This is a genomic window from Achromobacter ruhlandii (assembly GCF_902859695.1).
Taxonomy (GTDB): Bacteria; Pseudomonadota; Gammaproteobacteria; order Burkholderiales; family Burkholderiaceae_B; genus Achromobacter; species Achromobacter ruhlandii.
This window is the reverse complement of sequence record NZ_CADIJL010000021.1, coordinates 76,082-100,975: the sequence shown is the minus strand read 5'-3', so window position 1 is coordinate 100,975 and position 24,894 is coordinate 76,082. Positions and strand designations below refer to the sequence as shown.

Annotated in this window: 25 protein-coding genes; 15 read left to right on the top strand and 10 right to left on the bottom strand. The window is 68.9% G+C overall.

Features of this window, described 5'->3' with window-relative positions:
- Nucleotides 1-231: 231 nt before the first annotated feature.
- Nucleotides 232-1,596 carry an exodeoxyribonuclease VII large subunit gene (xseA, locus tag HV742_RS22210; RefSeq protein ID WP_059271491.1) on the bottom strand — a complete coding sequence of 455 codons (1,365 nt, stop codon included), beginning with the start codon at nt 1,594-1,596 and terminating at the stop codon, nt 232-234.
- A 355-nt stretch (nt 1,597-1,951) separates the two neighbouring features.
- Between xseA and HV742_RS22205 the strand changes: the two genes are divergently transcribed.
- Genes HV742_RS22205 through lpxK form a run of 3 tightly spaced genes read left to right on the top strand, consistent with a single transcriptional unit; the run spans nt 1,952 to nt 4,028 of the window.
- Nucleotides 1,952-2,569, top strand: coding sequence for a MotA/TolQ/ExbB proton channel family protein (locus HV742_RS22205; RefSeq protein WP_049073098.1), 618 nt, complete (start codon nt 1,952-1,954; stop codon nt 2,567-2,569).
- The gene (locus tag HV742_RS22200; protein WP_049073097.1) at nt 2,566-2,979 is read left to right on the top strand and encodes an ExbD/TolR family protein; all 414 of its coding nucleotides are present in this window, start codon (nt 2,566-2,568) and stop codon (nt 2,977-2,979) included. The genes HV742_RS22205 and HV742_RS22200 overlap by 4 nt, the downstream gene beginning before the upstream one ends.
- Nucleotides 2,976-4,028, top strand: coding sequence for a tetraacyldisaccharide 4'-kinase (lpxK, locus tag HV742_RS22195; protein ID WP_175146363.1), 1,053 nt, complete (start codon nt 2,976-2,978; stop codon nt 4,026-4,028). The genes HV742_RS22200 and lpxK overlap by 4 nt, the downstream gene beginning before the upstream one ends.
- On the opposite strand, the gene HV742_RS22190 is transcribed toward lpxK, so the two are convergent.
- On the bottom strand, nt 4,025-6,262 hold the full coding sequence (locus HV742_RS22190; protein WP_175146362.1) for an IgaA/UmoB family intracellular growth attenuator: 2,238 nt from the start codon (nt 6,260-6,262) through the stop codon (nt 4,025-4,027). The genes lpxK and HV742_RS22190 overlap by 4 nt on opposite strands.
- Nucleotides 6,263-6,455: 193 nt before the next feature.
- Between HV742_RS22190 and HV742_RS22185 the strand changes: the two genes are divergently transcribed.
- From HV742_RS22185 to HV742_RS22150, 8 genes are all read left to right on the top strand, one after another.
- Nucleotides 6,456-6,641: a Trm112 family protein gene (locus HV742_RS22185; RefSeq protein WP_049073094.1), complete on the top strand. Its 186-nt coding sequence runs from the start codon at nt 6,456-6,458 to the stop codon at nt 6,639-6,641.
- Between the two features lie 11 nt (nt 6,642-6,652).
- The gene (kdsB, locus tag HV742_RS22180) at nt 6,653-7,417 is read left to right on the top strand and encodes a 3-deoxy-manno-octulosonate cytidylyltransferase (protein WP_049073093.1); all 765 of its coding nucleotides are present in this window, start codon (nt 6,653-6,655) and stop codon (nt 7,415-7,417) included.
- Between the two features lie 92 nt (nt 7,418-7,509).
- Nucleotides 7,510-8,166: an adenylate kinase gene (gene adk, locus HV742_RS22175; protein ID WP_175146361.1), complete on the top strand. Its 657-nt coding sequence runs from the start codon at nt 7,510-7,512 to the stop codon at nt 8,164-8,166.
- A gap of 131 nt (nt 8,167-8,297) precedes the next feature.
- A complete protein-coding gene (locus HV742_RS22170) occupies nt 8,298-9,056 on the top strand; it encodes a 3-hydroxyacyl-CoA dehydrogenase (RefSeq protein ID WP_006384004.1) in 759 nt (252 codons plus the stop codon).
- A 259-nt stretch (nt 9,057-9,315) separates the two neighbouring features.
- Nucleotides 9,316-10,875 (top strand): murein biosynthesis integral membrane protein MurJ, encoded by a 1,560-nt coding sequence (gene murJ, locus HV742_RS22165; protein ID WP_059271498.1) that lies wholly within the window; start codon nt 9,316-9,318, stop codon nt 10,873-10,875.
- A gap of 198 nt (nt 10,876-11,073) precedes the next feature.
- Nucleotides 11,074-12,045 (top strand): FecR domain-containing protein, encoded by a 972-nt coding sequence (locus HV742_RS22160; protein WP_175146360.1) that lies wholly within the window; start codon nt 11,074-11,076, stop codon nt 12,043-12,045.
- A 311-nt stretch (nt 12,046-12,356) separates the two neighbouring features.
- Nucleotides 12,357-12,620 carry a 30S ribosomal protein S20 gene (gene rpsT, locus HV742_RS22155; protein ID WP_006396042.1) on the top strand — a complete coding sequence of 88 codons (264 nt, stop codon included), beginning with the start codon at nt 12,357-12,359 and terminating at the stop codon, nt 12,618-12,620.
- 31 nt (nt 12,621-12,651) lie between these two features.
- Nucleotides 12,652-12,834 (top strand): hypothetical protein, encoded by a 183-nt coding sequence (locus HV742_RS22150; protein ID WP_175146359.1) that lies wholly within the window; start codon nt 12,652-12,654, stop codon nt 12,832-12,834.
- Nucleotides 12,835-12,894: 60 nt separating this feature from the next.
- Here the strand turns inward: HV742_RS22150 and HV742_RS22145 are convergent, their stop codons facing one another.
- A complete protein-coding gene (locus HV742_RS22145; protein ID WP_054415873.1) occupies nt 12,895-13,809 on the bottom strand; it encodes a LysR family transcriptional regulator in 915 nt (304 codons plus the stop codon).
- Between the two features lie 115 nt (nt 13,810-13,924).
- On the opposite strand from HV742_RS22145, the gene lysA reads away from it, so the two are divergent.
- Nucleotides 13,925-15,154 (top strand): diaminopimelate decarboxylase, encoded by a 1,230-nt coding sequence (gene lysA / locus HV742_RS22140; RefSeq protein ID WP_175146358.1) that lies wholly within the window; start codon nt 13,925-13,927, stop codon nt 15,152-15,154.
- Between the two features lie 48 nt (nt 15,155-15,202).
- Here the strand turns inward: lysA and garL are convergent, their stop codons facing one another.
- From garL to HV742_RS22115, 5 genes are all read right to left on the bottom strand, one after another.
- Nucleotides 15,203-15,970: a 2-dehydro-3-deoxyglucarate aldolase gene (gene garL / locus HV742_RS22135; RefSeq protein ID WP_049073087.1), complete on the bottom strand. Its 768-nt coding sequence runs from the start codon at nt 15,968-15,970 to the stop codon at nt 15,203-15,205.
- Between the two features lie 69 nt (nt 15,971-16,039).
- Nucleotides 16,040-17,035, bottom strand: a complete 996-nt coding sequence (locus HV742_RS22130) for a Bug family tripartite tricarboxylate transporter substrate binding protein (protein WP_054502062.1) — start codon at nt 17,033-17,035, stop codon at nt 16,040-16,042.
- Nucleotides 17,036-17,149: 114 nt separating this feature from the next.
- Nucleotides 17,150-18,256 (bottom strand): Ldh family oxidoreductase, encoded by a 1,107-nt coding sequence (locus HV742_RS22125; protein WP_175146357.1) that lies wholly within the window; start codon nt 18,254-18,256, stop codon nt 17,150-17,152.
- A gap of 54 nt (nt 18,257-18,310) precedes the next feature.
- Nucleotides 18,311-19,024 (bottom strand): FadR/GntR family transcriptional regulator, encoded by a 714-nt coding sequence (locus HV742_RS22120; protein WP_049073084.1) that lies wholly within the window; start codon nt 19,022-19,024, stop codon nt 18,311-18,313.
- 120 nt (nt 19,025-19,144) lie between these two features.
- A complete protein-coding gene (locus tag HV742_RS22115) occupies nt 19,145-20,074 on the bottom strand; it encodes a dihydrodipicolinate synthase family protein (RefSeq protein WP_175146356.1) in 930 nt (309 codons plus the stop codon).
- 232 nt (nt 20,075-20,306) lie between these two features.
- Between HV742_RS22115 and HV742_RS22110 the strand changes: the two genes are divergently transcribed.
- The 3 genes from HV742_RS22110 to HV742_RS22100 all read left to right on the top strand — a co-directional run bounded on the left by HV742_RS22110 (nt 20,307) and on the right by HV742_RS22100 (nt 23,470).
- Entirely contained in the window at nt 20,307-21,305 is a 999-nt protein-coding gene (locus HV742_RS22110) for a tripartite tricarboxylate transporter substrate binding protein (RefSeq protein ID WP_175146355.1), read from the top strand.
- Nucleotides 21,306-21,378: 73 nt separating this feature from the next.
- On the top strand, nt 21,379-22,347 hold the full coding sequence (locus HV742_RS22105) for a Bug family tripartite tricarboxylate transporter substrate binding protein (protein ID WP_054415879.1): 969 nt from the start codon (nt 21,379-21,381) through the stop codon (nt 22,345-22,347).
- Nucleotides 22,348-22,513: 166 nt separating this feature from the next.
- A complete protein-coding gene (locus HV742_RS22100; RefSeq protein ID WP_049073080.1) occupies nt 22,514-23,470 on the top strand; it encodes a 2-hydroxyacid dehydrogenase in 957 nt (318 codons plus the stop codon).
- 200 nt (nt 23,471-23,670) lie between these two features.
- On the opposite strand, the gene HV742_RS22095 is transcribed toward HV742_RS22100, so the two are convergent.
- Nucleotides 23,671-23,910, bottom strand: a complete 240-nt coding sequence (locus tag HV742_RS22095; RefSeq protein ID WP_049073079.1) for a hypothetical protein — start codon at nt 23,908-23,910, stop codon at nt 23,671-23,673.
- Between the two features lie 202 nt (nt 23,911-24,112).
- Nucleotides 24,113-24,886 carry a sulfite exporter TauE/SafE family protein gene (locus HV742_RS22090; protein WP_054415880.1) on the bottom strand — a complete coding sequence of 258 codons (774 nt, stop codon included), beginning with the start codon at nt 24,884-24,886 and terminating at the stop codon, nt 24,113-24,115.
- Nucleotides 24,887-24,894 lie beyond the last annotated feature (8 nt).

Here is a 24,894-nt window from a genome sequence, read left to right as displayed (position 1 = left end):
GCCACGGCCCGGCTCTTGCTTTGCGCATTGGTCGGAACCGGAGGTCCGGCGTGCGCCGGCGGCGCGGCCAGAACCGAAGCGGCCGCCAGCAGCGCCGCCCCCACGGCGGCCCGCCCGGCCGTGGGGCGCGCCGCGCGCGCATGCTTGCGTGTGTTCAACCGCATCCTTGCACCCTTGCCGGCCGGCATCCGCACGGCCCGTGTTGACCTTCCACCGACCTGCCCGCGCGTGTCAGAGATCGCGCGTCTCGCGCACTTGCCTGACTTCGACGCGGGCGCCGCCCTGCGCGAAGCTCAGGTCCAGGCCCTGCCCCGCCGCCAGGCTGGCGGCATCGCGCACGATGCGGCCGTCGGCGTCCCGGGCGATAGCATAGCCGCGCGCCAGCGTGTTGCCTGGATCGAGCGCGCGCAGTTGCGCCCCGGCCGCGGCCAGTTGGTCGCGGCGCCGCGCCAGGAGGCGCGCATGCGCCTGGCCCAGTTGACGCGTCACGGCGGCCAGGCGTTCGGCGCCGCGGCGGGTATCGGGCACGCGATGCGCCAGGCGCTGCGCCAGCAAGTTGACGCGGGCGCCGCGGCGCGCCTGCGGACCGGCCCAGGCCGAGGCCAGGCGGTAACTCAGGCCGTTCAGGCGTTCCCGCTGGTGTTCCAGGCGCTGGGCCGGCGACACCAGTTGCGCGGTGGCGCGGTCCAGCCGCTGCGCCGCGCGTTCCAGGCGGCGCTGCTGCCCGCGCACCAGCGTCTCGGCCGCGTACATGACGCGGCCCAGCAGTTCCGAACGCGGCACGCAGGCCAGTTCGGCCGCCGCGGTCGGCGTGGGCGCGCGCACGTCGGCAACGAAATCGGCGATGGTGAAATCGGTCTCGTGACCGACGCCGCTGATGGTGGTGATGGCGCTGGCATCGATCGCGCGCGCCAGGGCCTCGTCGTTGAAGCTCCAGAGGTCCTCGATACTGCCGCCGCCGCGCACCAGCAGCAGCGTATCGACTTCGCCGCGGGCGTTCGCCAGGCGGATCTGCGCGGCCAGCCGGCCGGCCGCGTCGGCGCCCTGCACCGGCGCCGGGTAGATGATGACAGGCACCTGGGGGGCGCGCCGGGCCAGCGCCGACAGGACGTCGCGCAATGCGGCGGCGTGCAGCGAGGTGATCACGCCGATGGCGCGCGGCAGCGGCGCCGGCTCGCGCTTGCGCGCAGGGTCGAACAGGCCCTCGGCGTCGAGCTGTTCCTTCAGGCGCAGAAAGGCCTCGTACAGATTGCCCAGGCCGGCGCGGCGCATGGCATCGACCTGCAACTGGTAGTCGCCGCGCGGCTCGTACAGCGACACCCTGGCCCTGATTTCGACCTGGTCGCCAGCGCGCGGCACGAAACCCACCGCGCTGGCGCGGCCTCGGAACATGACGGCGCGCACCGCGGCGCGGCTGTCCTTGAGCGTGAAGTACCAATGCCCGGAAGCCGCCTGTGTGAAGTTGGAAATCTCGCCGCGCACCCACAGCGCCGGGATGCTGCGCTCCAACAACTGCCCCACTGCTTGGTTCAGCTGGGCAACCGTCAGGATATCCCGCGCAAATACGTTGTTTGTGACCGCAAGTTCAATTGTCATAAGGCTTTCCGTTGCGTACCTGTCCACAGGGCATACGTAGCGGGCCGCAATGATACCGCGTCCGGGCATTTTTGCCGCGACTGGCCCGAAAGCCAGCAAATTCGACCTAAAGATATGATTTTTATGGAAATTCCAGCCACGCAGCGCTGCTCGAAATGGGAGCAAACAAGCGCAAGCCCTGTGCCGACAAGCGTTCCGGGGAAGTTTTGCACAGAATTATCCACAAATTCTGTGGATAGTTTCGGCGGTCGGCCGCCCTTGCCACTTCCCCGCCGCGCCGTTACAGTTCCGGCTTGATCAGATGCCGGCGCGTGGCCCCGACCGCCCCCGGCCCTCTCCCGTGGAGTCGACCGTTTTGCTTTCCATCTTGCGCGAGGCCGGCTGGCCCATCTGGCCCCTGCTGGCGACTTCCGTGCTGGGCCTGGCGCTGATCTTCGAGCGCTTCCTGTCGCTGCGCCGCAGCCAGGTCATGCCGCGCGGCCTGAACGAGCAGGTCGCCGAGATGCTGCGCAACCGCCAGGACAGCCCCGAGGCCCTGAACCGCCTGGAACGCAATTCCCCGCTGGGCCGGGTGCTGGCCGAGGTCATGCGCCATCGTCACCTGCCGCGCGAGGAACTGCGCAACGTGGTCGAGGACACCGGCCGCGCCGTGGCCCATGACCTCAGCCGCTACATTCCGGCCATCGGCACCATTGCCGTGGTGGCGCCGCTGATGGGCCTGTTCGGCACGGTCGTCGGCATGATCGAAATCTTCGGCTCATATACGCCGGGCGGCGGCGATCCGGCCCAGCTGGCGCGCGGCATTTCCATCGCGCTGTACAACACCGGCTTCGGCATCCTCATCGCCATTCCCGCCATGATCGCCCACCGCTACCTGCGCGGTCGGGTCGACGGCTACCTGAACGCCATGGAAATCTCGGCCGCGCGCCTGGCGCGCGCCGTCTCGCCCGCGCCGCGCGAGGATCGCCCATGAATTTCCGGGGCTCCCGGGGCGACCGCGACGAGCTGGACATCAACCTGATCCCGCTCATCGACGTCCTGCTGGTCATCCTCATCTTCCTGGCCGCCACCACGTCCTTTGCCCGCTTCACGCAACTGAAGGTCACGCTGCCGCAGGCCTCGTCCGAGCAGGAAACCCCGCCGGCGCTGGAAGTGGCCATCAGCCAGGACGGGCGCTACGCGCTCAACGGCACCCTCATCGACGTGTCCACGCCGCCCGAGATCGCCGAGGTGCTGCGCCAGGCGGCGGCCGGCAAGACGGAACCGCTGGTGGTCATCAACGCCGACGCCCAGGCCACCCACCAGTCCGTGATCAACGTGATGGAGGCGGCCCGTCTGGCGGGCATCGGCCGCGTCAACTTCGCCGCCCAGACCGCCCGGTGAGCGCGCCGTCCTCCAAGGCCTCGCTGCTTGCGCGCCAATGGCAGCACGGCGGCTGGCTTTCCACCCTGCTGCGGCCGCTGGCCGCCCTCACCGCCCGCGTGGTGGCGCGCAAGCGCGCCGATTACCGCGACGGCCGCAAGACGGCCTATCGGGCGCCTGTGCCCGTGGTGGTGATCGGCAACATCTACGTGGGCGGCACCGGCAAGACGCCCATGGTCATTGCCACCGTCGACGCGCTGCGCGCCCGCGGCTATACGCCCGGCGTGGTCAGCCGCGGCTACGGCGTGAAACTCGGACCGCAGGCACGCGTCGGCCAGGGCGAACTGGCCGCGGCGCAATTCGGCGATGAGCCGGCTCTGATCGCGCGCGCCACCGGCGCGCCCGTGGCGGTGCATCCGCGCCGCGCGCTGGCGGCCCAGGCGCTGCTGCGCGCCCATCCCCAGGTGGACGTGATCGTTTCCGACGACGGCCTGCAACACCTGGCACTGGCCCGGGACGTGGAAATCGTGGTGCAGGACCAGCGCGGCGTCGGCAATGGCCGCCTGCTGCCCGCGGGCCCCTTGCGCGAACCCGCCAGCCGGCTGCGCGAGGTGGATGCGGTGATCACCAATATCGGCGTGCCCGACGGCCACGCAACGGCGCCCTCCGGCCCGGGGCCGCGCCAGGTCTCCATGTGGCTGGACCCCGATGACGCCCGCCAGATCGAGGGCGGCACGCGCCGCCCGCTGGCCGCCTTCGCCGGCCAGCCGGACGTGGCCGCGGCCGCCGGCATCGGCAACCCGGAACGTTTCTTCACCACGCTGCGGACCCAGGGCATCACGCTGGCGGCCACGCTGCCCCTGCCTGACCACCACGACTACGCCACTTCGCCCTTCCAGGCGCTGGCCGCGCGGACCATCCTGGTCACGTCCAAGGACGCCATCAAGTGCGCCGCGTTGCATGACGCGCGCCTGTGGGAAGTGCCGGTGCGGGCCGGCTTTTCCGACCCGCGATTGTTCGACTGGCTGGCGCAGGCGCTGCGCCAGCGCGCCCCGCGACAGCCTTCCTAGAAGAAGGCCGAACGCGCCGCGGCCGGACGCCGCGCGTACTCCGCCAGACCGCGCTTGCGGGCAGCCGCCGCGCGCAGCCGCAGCACCGCCAGGGGCGCATGCACCGCCAACAGCAGCAACGCCAGCGCCAGCCAGATGACGCGCGCCAGCGATGGCCACGGATCGTCCAGCGAACGCCGCGCATCGACGTCGACGACCGTCGCGCCGGACGCCTCGCGCCCGACCGCGGTGACCACGCCGCCGGCCTGGAACGGCCGGGCCCCATCGGCCGCCAGCATCGCGGTCTGGTGGCCCCACGACTGCAGCAGATCAGGCATGTTGTCGCGCGGCGGCAGTTGGGGCAGATCGGCGTAGCGGCCCGGCCACACCTGCAGGACCACGCCGCCGCGCTGGCGCGCCATCAGATCATTGCCCGCGCGCGCCAAGGCCTCGCGCACCTGGGGCTCCATGCTGCTCCTGGCCAGGCCGCGCAGCAGATCGGCGGCGCGCGTGATGATGACGCCATCATCGGCATTGCGCTGCTGCTTCAAGGCCCCGCCCTGTGCCAGCCGCAACAGTGCCAGCCAACTGTCCGGCTCGTCGCGCGCCAGCATCAGGCTGTCGACTGTCTCGGCCTTGAGGCGGTCGCACTCGGCGATGGCCTGGCCGGTGGCGGCCTCGCAGGCCAGCTCGATCGTCAGCACCAGATCGGTCACGCGGTTCACGGTCACCGCCGACACATTGCGGGCGTTGTAGGCGGCCAGCGGATTGCCGGCCATGCTGCCGTAGATCTGGTTGCGGACCAGCATGTCCATCATCGGATTGGGCCGGGTCTTCAGGAAAGCGCCCGAATACAACGCCAGCGCGGCCGGCGCCAGCCGCAGCTCGTCGGCCTGGATCGCATCGCCCTGCCAACGGATCCGCTCGCAGTCGAAGCGCACCTCGTCCTGACGATACGCATCGGGCTGGAACTGGCAGCGGCCCATCCCCTTCAAGGCCACCACGTCGCCAGGCGCGGGCGGGTCCTGCGCCAACGCCGTGGCCGAGTCGTAGACGCGCGGCTGGAAGCCGCGCGCCCAGGCCGACGTCAGCGCGACATCGCCGCGCAGATCGTCGCCGCCGACCAGGCCGAACGCCGCGCCGGCGATCAGCCCCGCGAGCGCCAGTGTCACATGGCGGCCCCAGGCCACCGGCGGGAACAGGCGCTGCTCCTCATCCACGGAAAAGCGATTGCCCAGGCGCAACACGGCGTAGTCCTCCACCCGCAGGTCCACGTCGACGCGACCATCGTCCGGCAGTTCCAGGTTGGCGCGCCAATGATCAGGCAGCGTCACCGGCAGCTTGTCGCCCAGGAACAACTGGGTCGACACGGCCTGCGCATTGGCCGGGTTGGTCAGCACGATTGCGTTCAGTTCGCCACGCACCCGGTTTACTTTCTGCGCCGCGCCCAAGGGCCGGCGGCGCCAGGTCAGCCAGACGGCCAGCAGCGCGGGCGTGGCGGCCGATACGAGCCACGCCAGGCCGCCGCCCGCCGCGGCCACGCCCAGGCAGACAAACGCCGCCAGCCACAGCATGGCGGGCCAGAAGGCGATGCCGGCCGGACGGCGCCAGGCGATCTCGGCGGGCGTTTCCTCGCGCTGGCTGAGGATCTCGACCCGCATGGCCTCGGCGCACTCGTGCTCGGCCTGGACGTCCGGCGTCTGGCCCGCGCCATCCGCGGTGACCGCGTCGGCATCGACCACGTTCTGCATCTCGCCCAGCTTGCCGCTGGACCATTGCTGGTTCTGCTTCTGCCGGCGCGCCTCGCGCTCGCGGCCGCCGACCAGGTCGAATTCGCCGTTCAGCGCCACCACGATGGCGAATTTCTCCGTCAGCACCACTTCGGCCTGATTGTCCTCGCGCAGATAATCGCGCGCGTCGTAAGGCAGCACCACGTCGACGCCGCCCAGCGTGTCGTGCAGCGTGGCGGCGCCGTGGCTCGATTCCAGCCCGTGACGCACGAAGGCGCCGCGCAACGGGAACACGCCGTCATTGAGCAGCGCGACGCTTTGCGTGGGCTTGGCGGGCCGCACCAGGAATGGCTGCACCAGCGCCTGCTCCTCGGCGCCAAGGCGGCGCAACGGCTGGCCTTCCCGCTTGAGCTGGCGCAGTGCGTCCTTGTTGCCGCTGCGGCGCGCCATGTAGGTGATGGCGCTGATGACCGTCCAGGCCAGGATGATGAGCATCAGCCCGATGCGGATGGTGTTGGAATCCATTGTCGTGTTTCCTCTTTCCTCACGTCGCGGCGGATCATAGCCATCATCCGTCCCGAAATTTCGGGCACGGGGCATCAAAACATGACAACAATTAACAAAACACGTAATTCGATCCTCCCGCAGCCGTCATTTCCGACGCACCAGGCGGCCCGGCGCGGGCTGCGCCCGCCCAAACTGTTTTAGAATCCCGGTCATGGAATCCCGCCTTCTCGACATCCTCGTCTGCCCCCTGTGCAAGGGCCGCCTCGAACACGACCGGACCCGGGCCGAACTGGTCTGCCGCGCCGACCGCCTGGCGTTCCCGTTGCGCGACGGCATTCCCGTCATGCTTGAATCCGAGGCGCGTTCGCTGGACGACGCCGCCGCCGCGTCCTCCTGACCCGCCCCGCCGTGAGCTTCATCGCCCTGATCCCGGCGCGCACCGCCTCGACCCGCCTGCCCGACAAACCGCTTGCCGACATCGCCGGCAAGCCGATGGTGGTGCGCACGGCCGAGCGCGCGGCGCAATCCGGCGCCTCGCAGGTCTACATCGCCACGGATGACGCGCGCGTCCAGCATGCCGCCCAGGCCCACGGCCTGCGCGCCCTGATGACGCGCGGCGACCATCCCACCGGCACCGACCGCCTGGCCGAGGCCGTGGAACAGCTGGGCCTGCCGGACGACGCGATCGTCGTCAACGTGCAGGGCGACGAGCCGCTGATCGAACCCGAACTCATCGACGCCGTGGCCGCCCGCCTGGCCGACAGCCCGGAGGCGGACATCGCCACCTGCGCCTGTCCGCTGGCCGACGCCCAGGCGCTGTTCAACCCCAATGTGGTCAAGCTGGTCTGCGCCGTCGACGGCCGCGCGCTGTATTTCTCGCGCGCGCCGATCCCGTGGGCGCGCGACGCGCTGGCCGGCGGCGAACGCGTGCTGGCCGAGGGCCTGCCCGCCTGGCATCACATCGGCCTGTACGCCTACCGCGTGTCGTTCCTGCGCCGCTACCCGACCCTGCCGCAAGGCGCGCTGGAACGGTTCGAGTCGCTGGAGCAGCTGCGCGCGATGGAGCACGGCCACGTCATCGTCGTCCATCGGGCGTCGCATCCTCCGGCCGCCGGCGTAGACACCCCGGCCGACCTGGAACGCGTTCGCTTGATCTACAGCAATCGTCTATAAGGGTTATTTCGCATGGCGCGGCCCCGCAGAGGCTGTTGCGTTGCGGCATAATCGCTCGGATCACAAAAATTAAACCCCATTCAGGAGCACTCATGCGTCTCATCTTGCTCGGACCTCCCGGCGCCGGCAAAGGCACTCAGGCCGCGTTTCTCACCCAGCATTTCGGCATTCCCCAGATCTCCACCGGCGACATGCTGCGCGCGGCGGTCAAGGCCGGCACGCCCCTGGGCATCGAAGCCAAGAAGGTCATGGATGCCGGCGGCCTGGTCTCGGATGAGATCATCATCGGCCTGGTCCAGGATCGCCTGAAGCAGCCCGACTGCGCCAACGGCTACCTGTTCGACGGGTTCCCGCGCACCATTCCGCAAGCCGATGCGCTCAAGAGCGCCGGCGTCAAGCTGGACTACGTGGTCGAGATCGAAGTCCCCGAAGAAAACATCATCGAACGCATGAGCGGACGCCGCGTGCACCAGCCCAGCGGCCGCAGCTACCACGTGCGCTTCAACCCGCCCAAGGTCGAAGGCAAGGACGACGTCACCGGCGAAGACCTGATCCAGCGCGACGACGATCGCGAGGAAACGGTGCGCAACCGCCTGAACGTGTACCGCCAGCAGACCCGTCCGCTGGTCGACTACTACTCGTCCTGGGCCCAGCAGAACCCGGCCGACGCGCCGAAGTACCGCAAGATCTCCGGCGTCGGCGCGGTCGAGGAAATCAAGTCGCGCCTGTTCGACGCCGTCAAGAGCTGATCGGCGCTTCGCAGGCCCAGGCCTTCGGCGCCGGCCGGACGCGACGCGTTCCGCCCCCGGCCCGAAGGCCTTTTCGCATCCGGCGCCCGGCGCGCCGCTTTCATCCCTTGAATTGATCTGGTGGTAGAGACATGGAAATCGCGAACAAGGTATTCATCGTGACCGGCGGCGCATCCGGCCTGGGCGCCGGCACCGTGCGCATGCTGGTGGCCAACGGCGCCAAGGTCGTCATCGCCGACCTGCAGGACGGCCCTGGCGAGGAACTGGCCAAGGAACTGGGCCAGCGCTACGTGCACTGCGACGTGACGCAAGAGGCCGACGGCCAGCGCGCCGTTGCCGCCGCCAAGGAACTCGGCACCCTGTTCGGCCTGGTCAACTGCGCCGGCGTGGCCCCCGCCGCCAAGATCGTCGGCAAGAACGGCGCGCACCCGCTGGACCTGTTCCAGAAGGTCGTGTCGATCAACCTGATCGGCAGCTTCAACATGATGCGCCTGGCCGCCGAGGCCATGAGCGGCAACACGCCCGAGCCCACCGGCGAGCGCGGCGTGATGATCAACACGGCCTCGGTCGCCGCGTTCGACGGCCAGATCGGCCAGGCGGCCTACGCCGCCTCCAAGGCCGGCGTGGCCGGCATGACCCTGCCGATCGCCCGCGACCTGGCCAAAACCGGCATCCGCTGCATGACGATCGCTCCCGGCATCTTCGGCACGCCGATGATCTTCGGCATGCCGCAGGAAGTGCAGGACTCGCTGGCCGCCAGCATCCCCTTCCCCGCCCGCCTGGGCCGTCCGGAGGACTACGCCAAGCTGGTGCACGCCATCATCACCAACGACATGCTGAACGGCGAGACGATCCGCCTGGATGGCGCCATCCGGATGCCGCCGAAGTAAAAATGCCCCCACGCTTCGCCCCCTGCGGGGGCTCTCTGCCCCCCGAGGGGGCTTTTTCCCCTTGGGGCGGCCCGGCGGGGAATATGCCCCCACGCTTCGCCCCCTACGGGGGCTCTCTGCCCCCCGAGGGGGCTTTTTCCCCTTGGGGCGGCCCGGCGGGGAAAAGCCATCCTTTGAAGCGCCCAGGCCTGCAACGGTCCTTCCCTTCGAGGAAGGCTATTTTCCATTGACGGCCGTCCGCCTCCATCCAGTCACCCCCATGAGCCTGTTCCGTTCCGCGGCCACCGTCAGCAGCTTCACCCTGCTGTCCCGTATTTCCGGGCTGGTGCGCGACATCCTGGTGGCGCGCGCCTTCGGCGCCGGCCCCATCACCGACGCCTTCTGGGTCGCCTTCCGCATTCCCAACCTGTTGCGCAGGCTGTTCGCCGAGGGCGCCTTCGCCCAGGCCTTCGTGCCGATCCTGGGCCATGCCCGCAACAACCGCTCCGAAGCCGAGGTCCGCACCCTGCTGGACCGGGTGGCGCTGCTGCTCACCGCGGCCCTGATGGCGATCACGCTGATCGGCATCATCGCCGCGCCCTGGGTGGTGTCGGCCATGGCCAGCGGCCTGCGCGGCGCCGCGCGCGACACCGAATTTGGCGCCGCGGTGTGGATGACGCGGGTGATGTTTCCCTACATCTTCTGCATGTCGCTGATTGCGTTCGCCTCCGGCGTGCTCAACACCTGGCGGCGCTTTGCCGTGCCGGCCTTCACGCCAGTGCTGCTGAACCTGTCCATGATCGCCGCCTGCCTCTGGCTGGCCCCGCGCATGGACGTGCCGGTCTATGCCCTGGCCATCGGCGTGATGATCGGCGGCGTGGCGCAACTGGCCGTGCAATGGGTGGCGCTGGCGCGGCTGGGCCTGACGCCGCGCTTCTCGCTGCGCTTTCGCGAAGCCTGGGCCGACCCGACGGTGCAGCGCATCCTCAAGCAGATGGCGCCCGCCACGCTGGGCGTGTCGGTGGCGCAGATTTCGCTGCTGATCAACACCAACATCGCCACCTGGCTCACGCCCGGCAGCGTCACCTGGCTGTCGTTCGCCGACCGCCTGATGGAATTCCCGACCGCCCTGCTGGGGGTGGCGCTGGGCACGGTGCTGCTGCCGAGCCTGTCGGCCGCCCACGCCCGCGATGACCATGGCGGCTACAGCGCGCTGCTCGACTGGGGCCTGCGGCTGGTGCTGCTGCTGGGACTGCCAGCGGCGGTGGGCATGGCGCTGCTGTCGGACGGCCTGGTGGCAACGCTCTTCCACTATGGCGCGTTCTCGGCGCAGGATGTGCTGCAGACCCGGCTGGCCGTGATTTCCTATTCGGCCGGCCTGATCGGCCTGCTGGCGGTGAAGATCCTGGCGCCCGGATTCTATGCCAAGCAGGACATCCGCACGCCGGTGAAGATCGCCATCGGCGTACTGATCCTGACCCAGTTGATGAACCTGGCGCTGGTGCCGCTGCTGGCCCACGCCGGCCTGGCGCTCGCCATCGGTCTGGGCGCCTGCCTGAACGCGCTGGCGCTGCTGATCGGCCTGCGCCGCCGGGGCGTCTACCAACCCGGCAGCGGCTGGGGCCGCTTCACGCTGCGGCTGATCCCGGCGCTGGCGGCGCTGGCCGCCCTGCTCGTCTACGCTGATGGCCGTATTGACTGGATCGGCCTGCAGGCCCATTCCGGCCACCGCGCGCTGTGGCTGGGCGGCGTGCTGGCGGCGAGCGGGGCGGTCTACTTCGGCATGTTGTTACTGTTTGGGTTCCGTCCCCGGGACTTCGGACGCCGGGCCGCTCGATGATTTTCGGCGTTTTCCCCGCCATCTCCGCAAAAAGCCGGCCAGCCGCCGGCTTTTTTTGCATTTGATTCGTCAAGAATTGACAAGCACCCGGTAATCTTTGGTAAAAAACCTTTATTATTTACAAATTGCCATCGAAAGGATTCCCGTCCGGCCTCCGCCGGGCGGCGTGATGAAGTGAAGTACGCCCAAGGACACCCCATGGCGGACCAAGTAATCAATTGGTTGCTGCTGCTGCGCTCCGGTAAAGCGACGGCGCAGGACTACAACGATTTCCTGGCGTGGCGCGCAGCAGATCCTCTCCATGAGAATGCCTGGCAACAATTGACGGGCACATTGACAGGATCGAACTTCGGCCGGTTGGGCGACGCCTACCCGGCCGGCTATGCCACGGCAGCCCCGCCACCGCTGATTTCCGCTCCGCCGACCCCCACGGCCGTCGGCGTGCCGCCGCGTCGCCGCTTCCTGGCCGGCTCGCTCGCGCTCGCCAGCGCCGGGGCCTGCGCCGCCTACGTGGGCAATGCCTTCTATCCGCTGAGCAATGTCGCGGCCGATGCCGCCACGGCCACCGGCGAGCGCCGCCGCTACATCCTGTCCGACGGCAGTCAGCTGCTGCTGGACGCCCGCAGCCGCGTCAACCTGGATTTCTCCCCCGCCTACCGCCAGGTGCGCCTGCTGGACGGCGCCGTCACGGTCTCGGTGGCGCCCGACGCCCGCCGGCCGTTCCTGGTCCAGACCGCCGAGGGCACCGTGCGCGCGCTGGGCACCCGCTACATGGTGCGCCAGCAGGCCCAGCGCACCGTGGTGGTGGTGCATGAACACGAAGTCGTGGTGGAAACCATGGCCGGCGCCCACGGCATCGTCCGCGCCGGCACCGGCGCGCGTTTCGACGCCTCGCGCATCGACACCCCGCGCGCCGAACTGATGGCCGAGGCCGCCTGGGAAGCCGGCTGGGTCGATGCCCGTGGCCGCCCCCTGGCCGAAGTCATCGCCGCCCTGCGCCCCTACCGTAGCGGCACCCTGCGGGTCTCCATGGCCGCCGGCGGCCTGCCGGTGTCCGGACATTTCCCGCTGGACGATACCGACGCCGCGCTCGATGCGCTGCAGGACCAGATGCCGATCCAAGTGCGGCGCTATACCCCCTGGTTCGTGTCGATCAACGTCGCGACCTGACCACGGTCGCCGACGCGCGGCTGTAACGAAAAGCCGCTTCGTTGTATACTCAGTACCGTATTTTTATCCAGTAGGCGCGGCAGGGCCACCATCAGGCGTTGATCACGGGTCGATCCCACGGCTCCCATCGATGCCCATCAGGTCTCCAGCCCGGGTGCCCAACCCGGGACCTGCGGCCCGAGGGGTTTTCCTCGCAGCGCCCCCCGCCCGGTTGACGGGCGCCTCATCGGCAGACACGGCATTTAAAGCTTGCAATCCCCCGGGGACTTGCTAAAATGTTCGACTTTGCCGAATTCAACTTACATAGCAACATGGCCAATACCGCCCAAGCCCGCAAGCGCGCTCGCCAATCCGTTGAGCGCAACAAGCACAATTCCAGCCTGCGCTCGATGCTGCGCACCGCCATCAAGCGCGTTCGCCAATCCATCGCCGCCGGCGACAAGGCTGCGGCTGGCGAAGTGTTCCAAAAGGCCTCCAGCGTGATCGATCGCGTGGCCGACAAGAACATCATCCACAAGAACAAGGCCGCTCGCCACAAGAGCCGCCTGGCTGCCGCCATCAAGGCGCTGGCCTAAGCCATTCTGCCGCTCCGCCAAGCGGAGCGTCATGAATACGGCAAATGAAGAAGGATGCCCACGGGCATCCTTTTTTGTTGCCTGCTTTTGTTGCCTGCTTTTGTTGCCTGCTTTTGTTGCCCGCTTTTGTTGCCTGCTTTTGTTGCCCGCTTTTGTTGCCCGTTTTTTTTGCCGGGCGCTTTTGCGTGGTACGTTAGTCCGCGCTTTTGCCTGATACCTTAGCCCGGCGCTTTTGCCTGTCGTTGTTGCCCACCCGTGTTTTTTGAGCGGCCCGTCACTGCGGCCGAGCCGCCAGCCGGGCGCGCATCTGCGCGGCTTCGTCCCGCAGCATGGCGGTGAAGGGATCAACCAGCGGATTCTTGGGACGATGCTCCGGAAACACCAGGTTGACCCGGAACGGAAACGACCGCCGCAGCGGCCGCAGGTGCAGGCCACGGCCGGCGAAATCGAGCGCGGTCAGCGGATTGACGATGGCCAGGCCCAGCCCCTGGCGCACGAACGCGCACACCGACACCGCCGTCGGCGTCTCGATGATGGCGCGCCGCAGGACGCCCTGGGCCGCGAAGGCCTCGTCGATCTGGATGCGATAGGGATCGCTGGGCGACAGGCTGACGAACGGTTCGCCGGCGAAATCGGCCAGGTCCAGCGCGGCCCGCGCCAATAGCGGATGGCCATCGGGCAACACCGCGACCTCATCGACCTCCACCAGCAGCTCCAGGCGCGTGCCGGCCGGCTCCAGCTCATGTTCGGTCAAGCCCAGGTCGTAACGCTGGGCCGTGAGCCATTCTTCCAGGAACGGCGACTCCTGCGCCTCCAGCGCCAGGCTGACGCCCGGATGGGCCTGGCTGAAGCGGCGGAACGCCCCGGGCAGCAGCGAATGCGAAAACGCCGGCAGCGCGATCACGGCCAACTGCCCATCCTGGAACGCGCGCAGGCGCGCGGCGGTCGAGGCGACACGCTCCAGCCCCGCATACGACTGCCGCACCTCGTCATACAGCGCCAGCGCCGGCATGGTGGGCCGCAGGCGGCCGCGCACACGCTCGAACAGCGCGAAGCCGATGGCCTGTTCCATGCGTGCCAGCTCGCGGCTCACGGTGGGTTGCGACGTGAACAGCAGATCGGCGGCCTTGGTGACACTGCCGGCGATCATCAGGGCGCGGAACACTTCGACGTGGCGATGGGTCAGCATGCTGAGTCCATATCAAGAATGAATCGATGTGAAAAATATAAGCATTTTACTGGATGACCCACGTCCGGCATCATGCCGGCCTCCCCCTTCTTTCCCGCTACAAGGTTCATCCGCGATGGCTTTCGATCCGCGCCAGCTCACCCAACTCGCCGCCGAGCACGGCACCCCGCTGTGGGTCTACGATGCCGCCGTCATCCGCGAGCGCATCGCCCAGTTGCGCCGCTTCGACGTCATCCGCTACGCGCAGAAGGCCTGCTCCAACCTGCACATCCTGCGCCTGATGCGCGCCGAGGGCGTGATGGTGGACGCGGTGTCGCTGGGCGAGATCGAACGCAGCCTGGCCGCCGGCTTCGAGCCCGCGGGCGAGCCGGCCGGCGTGGTGTTCACGGCCGACCTGATCGACCACGCCACCCTGGCCACCGTCATCAAGCACGGCATCACCGTGAACGCCGGCTCGCTCGACATGCTCGAACGCGTCGGCCAGCACGCGCCGGGCCACCGCGTGTGGCTGCGCATCAACCCCGGCTTCGGCCACGGCCACAGCAACAAGACCAACACCGGCGGCCCGCAAAGCAAGCACGGCATCTGGATCGACGACGTCGCGGCCGCCATCGGCATCGTGCGCCGCTACGGCCTGAAGCTGGTCGGCATCCACATGCACATCGGCTCGGGCGTGGACTATGGCCACCTGTCCAGCGTGTGCGACGCGATGGTCGACGTGGTCGCATCGATGGACCACGACATCGAGGCCATCTCGGCCGGCGGCGGTCTGTCGATTCCGTATCGCGAGGGCGAGCCGCGCATCGACTGCGACCACTACTTCGCGCAATGGGACGCAGCCCGCAAGCGCATCGAACAGCGCCTGGGCCACGAGGTGCGCCTGGAGATCGAACCGGGCCGCTTCCTGGTGGCCGAGGCCGGCGCGCTGGTGGCTGAAGTGCACGCGATCAACCGCCGCCCCGAGCGCGATTTCGCGCTGGTGGACGCCGGCTTCAACGACCTGATGCGCCCGGCCATGTACGGCAGCTACCACCGCATCTCGGTGCACGCGCCGGACGGCGCCACGCCGCCGACGGCCGAGACCCGCGTCGCCGTGGCCGGTCCGCTGTGCGAATCGGGCGACGTGTTCACGCAGGACGCCGGCGGCGTGGTCTCGGATCAGTCGCTGCCGCGGCCGCGCATCGGCGACTTCCTGGTGTTCCACAATGCCGGCGCCTATGGCGCGTCGATGTCCTCGAACTACAACACCCGGCCGCTGGCGGCCGAAGTGCTGCTGGACCGCAATGAGGCGCGCCTGATCCGCCGCCGCCAGACGGTCGCCGACCTGCTGGCGCTGGAGCAGTAAGGCAAGGCGCGGCCGTGGCGAACGCGACGGCCGCGCGATCAGGCAGGATCAGGTGGGGAAGGCCTCGCGCAAGGCGAAGGTGGCCTGCTTGAACACGCCCAGGTCGGTGCCGACCGCGACGAAGTGCATGCCCATGTCCAGGTAGCGGCGCGCATCGGCCTGCACCGGCGCCAGGATGCCCACCGCCTTGCCCTGCGCGCTGACGCGCTGGTACAGGTGGCGAATCGCTTCCTGCACTTCCGGGTGGCCCGGGTTGCCCAGATGGCCCAGGGCCGCGGCCAGATCCGACGGGCCGATGAAGACGCCATCCACGCCCTCGACCGCGGCGATCGCATCGACCGCCTCGATGCCCGGCCGGCTCTCGATCTGCAGCAGCACGCAGATGTTGTCGTTGATGGTCTTCAAGTAATCCGGCACGGTGCCGTAGCGGTTGCTGCGTTGCATGCCGGCCACGCCGCGGATGCCCTGCGGCGGATAGCGCGTGGCGGCCACGGCGCGGCGCGCGTCGTCCTCGGACTCGATGAAGGGGATCAGCAGGTTGTAGAAGCCGATGTCGAGCAGGCGCTTGATCTCGACCGGATCATTCCAGGTCGGCCGGCCGATGGCGGCGCTGGCGCTGCCCTGCAGGGCCTGCAGCTGCTGCAGGAACATCGGCACGGTGTTGGGCGAGTGCTCGCCGTCCAGCAGCAGCCAGTCGAAGTCGGCCAGGCCCGCGACTTCCGCGGTGATGTGGCTGGACATGCACATCCAGAAACCGATCAGGCGCTCGCGCGCCAGGATGCGTTGGCGAAAGCGGTTGGGCAAGGGTGAAGTCATCGCTGCGTGTTTCCCATCGTATTGAACCCCCGGCGCCGCCCGGCGCGCGGGGGGAGTTGATACAGAACGCTAGTCCATGCGGGCGCCGGAGGCCTTGGCCGCCGCGCCCCATTTGGTGATTTCGGATTGGACGAAGGCCGAGAACGCCTTGGGGTCGTCGCCCACCACCACGAAGCCTACGCTTTCCAGCTTCTGCCGGATATCCGGTGAAGCCAGGGCTTTGACGGTGGCCTGGTTCAGCCGCTGAATGACGGCCGGCGGCGTCTTGGCCGGCGCCGACAGGCCGAACCATGATTCGGCGGCGAAGCCCGGATAGCCGGACTCCGCGACAGTGGGCGTATCCGGATAGGCGGGATTGCGCTTGGCGCTGGCCACCGCCAGCGCGCGCAGCTTGCCGGACTTGACCTGCGGCAGCAGCGTGTCCTGGTTCAGGAACATCACCGAGACACGGCCGCCGATCATGTCGGTGATGGCGGCGGCGCCGCCCTTGTAGGGCACGTGCACCAGGTCGATCTTGGCGGCCTGCTTGAGCATCTCCATGGCCAGGTGGCCCGACGACCCATTGCCCGAGCTGGCGTGGGTGTACTTGCCCGGATTGGCGCGCACCAGCTTGATGAAGTCGGCGAAGTTGGTGGCCGGGAAATCCATGTTGGCCACCAGCACGTTGGGCCCGGTGGCCAGCAGCGAGATATGGGCGAAGTCGCTGTCGCGGTACGGCATGCTCTGGTAGAGCGAATAGCTGATGGCGTTCGAGCCCACGCCCGACAGCAGCAGCGTGTAGCCGTCGGGCTCGGCCTTGGCGACCACATCGGAACCGATGTTGCCGTTGGCGCCGCCCTTGTTCTCGACCACCACACTCTGCCCCAGTTCCTTGGACAGCTCGGCGGCCAGCAGGCGTCCGACCGCGTCGGTGCTGCCGCCCGCGGGGAACGGCACGATCAGCTTGACCGGCCGTGTCGGCCAGTCCTGCGCCAGCAGCAGCCCCGGCGCGATCGCCGCGGCCGCGCCCAATGCCAGCGCGGCCAGTCCCAGCCGGCGGCGCGCCGGCGATGTCTTGTGTTGCATGGTTGTCTCCTTGTCGTGTTTTTCTAATGCTTGCCGCCCGGTGACCGGGTCGGTGAATCAACGCGCGGGCAGGCCCGCGCGGCGGGGAAAACGTCATGCGACCGGGCGGAGGGCTCAGTCCAGCAGATACGGCACCGCGGCCCGCTGGCAGATCTCGCGCAGGCGCGAGGCGAGGGCGGGCGGGATCGGGATGCCCTGCTCGCGGCGGCGCGCGCGCTCGGCGGCCTCGGGTTCGCCGGCCACCAGCACCGGTTCGTCGGGCCGCGCCGGCGGGGTGTCGTGCAGCGTGTCGATCAGGTCGTCCATGTCCGACTCGAACGAGCCGCTGGCGCGGAAAGCGTCGGGATTGAGCGCCAGGAAGAAGTGGCCGACGTCGTCGGGTTCGCCGGGACGGCGCGTGACGTTGCGGCGCGCCGCCAGCGCGCTGCCGCTGAGCGTGCCGCCCAGGATCTGCGCCATCATCGCCAGGCCATAGCCCTTGTGGCTGCTCATGGCCGGCGTGCCACCCAGCGGCGTCAGCCCGCCCTCGGGATGCTTGAAGATGAACTGCATGGCGGTGTCGGCGGCGGTGACGGGCTCGCCCCGCCCGTCCACCGCCCAGCCCGGCGGCAGCGGCTTGCCGAGGAAGTCGTAGACCTTGACCTTGTTGGCCGCCACGGTGGTGGTGGCCATGTCGAGCACGAACGGCTCGTTGTGCGCGGCCGGCGCGCCGAAGGCGATGGGGTTGGTGCCCAGCATCGGCATGGCGCCGCGCGTGGGCACCATGATGACGCCATTGGCGCTGCTGGTGACCAGCCCGACCACGCCGCGCTCGACCGCGATGCGCGCATAGACGCCAGCCGCGCCGAAGTGATGCGAATTGCACACTGACACCGCGCCCACGCCATGCTCCAGCGCCTTGTCGACGGCCAGGTTCATGGCCTGCGCCGATACCGGATAGCCCAGCCCGCCCATGCCGTCGAGCAGCGCGCTGGCGCCGCCGTCGCGCAGCACGCGCGGGCGCGCGTCGAGCTTGAGCGTGCCGGCGCGCAGCTTTTCCTCGTATGACGGCAGCATCGAGATGCCGTGCGAATCGATGCCCAGCAGATCCGTCTCGGCCATCAGGCCGGCGGTGATGGCGGCCAGGTCGGGCGCCATGCCCCAGGCCTGCAACACGATCAGAATCTGTTCACGCACCTGCCCCGCCGATGCCGCTGTTCCTGCCGAACCATTGCCTTGCACGCGATGTCTCCTGCTGTTGTCAGTGTGAAGCTCCCGGACGGCGCGAGCGGCCGGTCAATCGCGTTCGCGGTCGACCAGCCGGTGGCGGGCCTGGCCCAGGTGGAATTGCATGGCGACCCGGGCGCGCTCGCCGTCCTGGGCGCGGATCGCGTCGAGGATGGTGGCGTGCTCGTCGAGGACGCGCTGGGCGCGCTGGCGCGACCCGGTGCGGGTCAGGTTGAGCGTCAGGCGCATGAAGCCGTTGATGGACTCGTGGATGCTTTCCAGCACCCCGAGATAGAAGTCGTTGCCGGTGGCCTCGGTGATGCTGGCGTGGAACGCCAGGTCGGCCTCGGCCGACATCTGGCCGCGCGCCAGGCTGTCGGCGAAGGCGGCGTGCGCGGCCTCGATCTTGTGCAGTTGCTCGTCGGTGCGGCGCAACGCCGCCAGCCGCGCGGCATCGCCCTCGAGCGCCACGCGCAATTCCTGCGCGCGCAGGTAGGCGCCGACATTGCCGACATCGCTGAAGGCCGTCAGGCGCGGCGCCGGCTGGTGGCTGACGAAGGTGCCCAGGCCCTGGTGGGCGGTGATGAGGCCGTCGGCGCGCAGCCGCAGCAGCGCTTCGCGCACCACCGGCCGCGACACGCCGAAGCGCTCGGAAATCTCGTTCTCGGAAGGCAGCTTGTCGCCGACGTTGAGATTGCCGGCGACGATCTGCTCGAAGATCTGGCCGTACAGTTGGTCGGCCAGCCGCACGCGATGGCCGCGTTCCAGCACCAGCGCGCCCATGGCGTCCGGCTCGGCGGGCGCGGACGGCGCGGAGGGAGGCGATGCTTTGGGTCGGGCCACGAAATCTCCTGGGGCGTATCGACAGCGCTCATCGTACCGCCGATGCGGCGGGCGCGGTCGTCAGGCCGCGACGGCTTCGCGGTCCCACTCGGCCAGCGCGCGCGCCACCGGCGCGACCCGCTCGCGCTCGACGCTGGAAATACCGGTCAGCAGCGGCAGCATCGGACCCATGTCAGCCACGCCCGACAGGGTCACGGCGTCATGCAGCACACGGATCGGGCTGATCGCGTCGCGGCAGTCCTCCAGGCCCAGGTAGTGGGCGCGCACCGACTCGGCCTCGTCGTGGCGGCCTTCCTTGAGCAGGCGCAGCAGGCGCATCGAGCCGCGCGGCGCCACGCAAACCGAGCCGGAGGTGAAGCTCTTCAGGCCGAAGTCGCGGTAGTGGACGATGGCCGGGCGCTCGCCGATGCCGCTGACCACGCGATTGGCGTCCACGCTTTGCAGCAGCGCCGACAGGTAGGCGTCGCGCGCCGGGTCCTCGCGCACCACGGCGTACTTGAACGCGACGATGCGGTCTTCCTCGACCAGGCGCGCCGCCGTGGCCGGCGCCAGGTAATCGGCGGACTTGATGTAGACCACCGCGGGCTTGCCCAGCGCGTCGGTGAAGCGGCGCACGCCGTCGGCCAGGCCGGCGTCGGTGTAGGGAAACGACATCGGCAGCAGCATGGCCGTGGGAAACGCGCGGCCGCGCAGGATCGCCGCCTGGTCCATCATCTTGCCGAAATCGGGGCCGACCGACGGCAGGATCCAGGTGTCCGGCCCGGCCAGCGCGGCCAGCATATCGACGATGCGCGCGTATTCGCCCACGCCGACGTTGTAGAAATTGGCATTGCCGCCGTACATCACGTTGCGCACCCCGCCCGCCTCCAGGTGCCGCAGCAGGGCCTGGTTGGCGGCTTCGTTCAGCGACAGGTCGGCATGGCGCGCCAGCGGCGGGACCGCGATGACGGAACGCTGCAGGTCCTGCACGGTGACCGGGGAGGTTTTCATGGCGGGTCTCCTGGCGGATTCCGAGGGGGAATCCAGTTGTTAGATGAGTGGCTTGGAAAAAGTATACTTGGTTGACAAGTAGACCCTCAATACCTATATTCGTTTTACAAGTCATCGGTATTCACGACGGCAAGGCGCGACAGACGCCGGCAGCATTCAGACCCGGGCCCCGGCCTGGCAGGAACACCCCACAAACGATGCGCGGCCACGCGCACACGAGGAGACGACTTCCATGCTTGCAGCCCCCTTGCGCGGCCGCCTGGCCCTTGCCGCCTGTCTGGCGGCGGCAGCCCTGTTGCCCGCCGCCGCGCGCGCCGCCGACTATCCGGCGCGCGACGTCAGGATCATCGTGCCCTTCCCCGCCGGCGGCACCGCCGACATCGCCGCGCGCGTGGTCGCGGCCGAACTGGGCAAGGCCTGGGGCAAGGCGGTAGTGGTGGACAACAAGGCGGGCGCGGGCGGCAACGTCGGCACCGCCGAAGCCGCCCGCGCCACGCCCGATGGCTACACGCTGCTGATGGGCACCGTCAGCACCCATGCCATCAACCAGTCCGTTTACGCCAAGCTGCCCTACGACCCGGTCAAGGACTTCACGCCGGTCACGCTGGTGATCCCGGTGCCCAACGTGCTGGAACTGAATCCGGCTTTTGCCGACAAGCACGGCATCCGCAGCGTGGCGGACCTGATCAAATACCTGAAGGCCAATCCCGGCAGCGTCAACATGGCCTCGACCGGCAACGGCACCTCGACCCACCTGTCGGGGGAACTATTCCAGACCATGACAGGCACCCGCATGACGCACGTGCCCTACAAAGGCAGCAGTCCGGCCCTGACGGATGTGATGGCGGGGTCGGCCGACCTGATCTTCGACAACCTGCCGTCGTCGATGGGCTTCATCAAGGGCGGCAAGCTGCGGCCGCTGGCGGTCACCACCGCCACTCGCTCGCCGGCGCTGCCGGACGTGCCGACGCTGGCCGAGGCCGGCGTGCAAGGCTACGAGGCGTCCAGCTGGTTCGGCCTGCTGGCCCCGGCGGGCACGCCACAACAGATCGTCGACAAGGTCCAGCGCGATGTCGCCGCGGCGCTACAGCAGGCGCCGGTGCGCGAACAATTGCAGGCCCAGGGCGCGACGCCGTCGGGCAACACGCCGGCGCAGTTCACCCAGTTCATGGCGCGGGAAACCGTCAAATGGGCCGCGGTCGTGAAGCAATCGGGCGCCAAGGTCGACTGACCCGCGCCGATCCGGGCCCGGCCGCCACGCGTGGGCGCCGGGTTCTTCATCATCACGCGAACCAGGAGACACCATGAACAGATCGATCAGCGCGGTCGCGCTGTCCGCCGCCCTGCTTGCCGGGCCGGCGGTCCACGCCGCCGGCTATCCCACCAAGCCCGTCACGATGATCGTGCCGTTCGTGCCGGGCGGCTCGTCCGACATCACGGCGCGCAGCGTCACGCCGGGGCTGACGAAAGCGTTGGGCCAGACCTTCGTGGTCGAGAACAAGCCGGGCGCCAACAGCGCCATCGGCGCGCAGGCGCTGGCCCGCGCCACGCCCGACGGCTACACCATGATGGTCGGCTCGATCGGCACCTTCGCCATCAACGAGGCGCTGTACAAGAACCTCTCGTACAACCCGAGCAAGGACTTCGAGTACCTCACGCAAGCGGTGCGCAATCCCAATGTGCTGGTGGCCTCGCCGTCGTTCCCGGCCAGCACGGTGGCCGAACTGGTCGACTACGCCAACAAGAATCCGGGCAAGGTGTCGTACGCTTCGTCCGGCACGGGCTCGTCCGACCACCTGTCGGCGGTGATGTTCCGCCAGCGCACCCAGACCTCGGGCGTGGACGTGCCGTACCGTGGCGGCGGCGCCGCCATCGCCGACCTGATCGGCGGCCAGGTCAACGTGTCGTTCCAGAACCTGGGCGCGGTACAGACGCATATCAAGGCCGGCAAGCTCAAGGCGCTGGCCATCACCGGCGACGCGCGCGCGGCGGACCTGCCGGACGTGCCGACGCTGGCCGAGGCCGGCATCAAGGACATGGTGGTGTATTCGTGGCAGGGCTTCGCGGTGCCCAAGGGCACGCCGCCGGCCGTGGTGCAGCAGCTGACCAAGGCCCTGCAGACCGCCCTGCGCGATCCGCAGACCGAGAAGACGCTGCAGGGCCTGGGCTTCGAGGTCGTGGCGAACACGCCGCAGCAGTTCAGCGCGTTCCAGCAGGCCGAGGTCAAGCGCTGGAAGGACGTGATCCAGAAGGCCAATATCCAGCTGGAGTAAGGCTGCTTGAAACGGGCTGCTTGGGGCAGGCTGCCTTGGGCAGCCCGATTCGAGCCCGCCGCTCAAGGGCGCGGCCCGGGAGGGTTCCCGCGGCCCGCGCCTTCTCAGCCGGATTCAAGGCCGGATCAAGTAGCATGAAGGTTTCGCCACCCACCTGTACGACAACATGACCACCAAGCATCGCATCATCCAGGTCGGCTCGCTGGCCGGCTCGCCCTCCGCCAACCAGCGCCTCGCCGAGCGCTACGACGTCATCGAGCTCTGGAAGCAGCCGGATCGCAAGACGGCCCTGGCCGAACTCGGCAAGGGCGTCACCGCCGTCGTCACCTCGGCCAACTTCGGCGCCAACGCCGAACTCATCAACGCCCTGCCCGACCTGAAGGCCATCTGCAGCTGGGGCGTGGGCTACGAGACCATCGACGTGCAGGCGGCGCATGCGCGCGGCGTGCAGGTCAGCAACACGCCCGACGTGCTGACCGACTGCGTGGCGGACCTGGCATGGGGCCTGATGATCGCAGGCGCCCGCCGCATGGGCCAGGGCGAACGCTTCGTGCGCGCCGGCCAGTGGGGCCAGGTGCACGGCAGCATTCCGCTGGGCCAGCGCGTCAGCGGCAAGAAGCTCGGCATCGTGGGCCTGGGCCGCATCGGCGAGGCCATCGCCCGCCGCGGCATCGGCTTCGATATGCAGGTGCGTTATCACAACCGCAGGAAGCGCGACGACGTCGACTACGGCTACGAGGCCTCGCTGACCGACCTGGCGGCCTGGGCCGACTTCCTGGTCGTGGCCACCGTGGGCGGCCCGGCCACGCGCCACCTGGTCAATCGCGAGGTGCTGGAAGCGCTCGGCCCGCGCGGCATCATCGTCAACATCGCGCGCGGCCCGGTCATCGACGAGGCCGCGCTGGTGGCCGCGCTGGAGGCCGGCAAGCTCGGCTGCGCCGCGCTCGACGTGTTCGAGCACGAGCCCAAGGTGCCCGAGGCCCTGATCAAGAGCGACCAGGCGGTGCTGCTGCCGCACATCGGCAGCGCCACGCTGGAAACGCGCCAGGCCATGGAAGATCTGATGCTGGAGAACCTGGCGGCGTATTTCGATACCGGCCGCGTGATCACGCCGGTGGATTGACGCGGGCGGGAACGGCGGCGCGCTCAGCGCCGTCGGCGTTCACGCAAGTGGCACCGATACGGGCAACACGACAGGTCCGCCACACAAACGAAAAAGCCTCTCGGCGCCCATACCGAGAGGCTTTCGACTTCCAGGCCCGAAGACCCGTCCGTCGTGCAAAGGAACTGCCGGACCTCGCGATCCGATGCTGCGTGACTGCCTTACTTCGCGGGCGCCGTGGCGGTGCCCGATTTGTCCATCTTGGCGGCGCCCGATTTCTCGGTGCCCTGCTTGGCGGACGTTTTGTCGGTCTTGTGATGCTTGTGCTGCGCCTGGGTCTTGGTTTCGCCCGACTTGGTCGTGGCATCGGCGCCCGCCGCGAACGCCGAAGGCGCGGCGGCAAGACCGAGGCACAAGGCCGAAGTGGACAGGAACGCAGCGATACGGGAGTGAGTCGTCATTACATGTACTCCTAATGGTGAAGACCCGAGGGCTGCCCCTCCGGCCTTTCCGACACGGGGCGGCAACATCGCCGCATGACCCGTACTCCGTTGGAACCCGCGCCCCGCCGAAGGTTCAGCCGCGGGCCGGAAATTTTCGCGTCCTTTCCGACGTTAACGCTTCGTCATGGGATCGTGACAATCGACCTTCGGCCGGCCGCGTTCAGCTTTCAAACACCAGCAGCGCCACGGTGGCGAACAGCATCGCCGCGAAGCAGGCTCTCAGCTTGCGTTCAGGCAGGCGATAGGCCAGCCGCACGCCCACCGGCACGAACAGCAGGCTGCCCGCGGCCAGCGGCAGGCCCACCAGCCAGTCGGCCTTGCCGGCCCATGAGTACGTCACCAGCGCCACCGCGGAACCGGGAATCACCATGCACAGCGCCAGCGCCTGCGCGGTGGTCTGCGACAGCCGGAACACCGTGGTGATGATGGGCACCGCCAGCACCGCGCCGCCCACGCCGAAGAAGCCGCCCAGCGTGCCGCACAGCACGCCCAGCAAGGTGGCGCGTCGCGGCGTGAAGACCGGAGCGTGGCCGCTGCCCTTGGGCGCGCGCCGGGCCGCGCCGGCGCGCCAGGTCTGCCATGCGTAGAACAGCGCGATGAAGAACAGGAACACGGCGAAGCTCAGCCGCAGCACGCCCGACTCGATGCCCAGCGCCAGCCGCGCGCCGACCCAGGTGAACACCACCGCGCCGCCCGCGCCCGCCAGCGCCACGCGGCGGTCGATGCGGGTCTGCTGGTTGTACTTGCGCACCGCCATCATGATGGTCGGCAGCACCATGATCAGCGCGGTACCCTGCGCCAGCTGCTGGGACATGCCCATCAGCAGCACCAGCGCCGGAATCGCGATCAGGCCGCCGCCGATGCCCAGCACGCCGCCCATGAAGCCAATAAGGCCTCCCGCGCCCAGGCACAGGGCGATCAGCAAAAGACTCACTTGGGGCT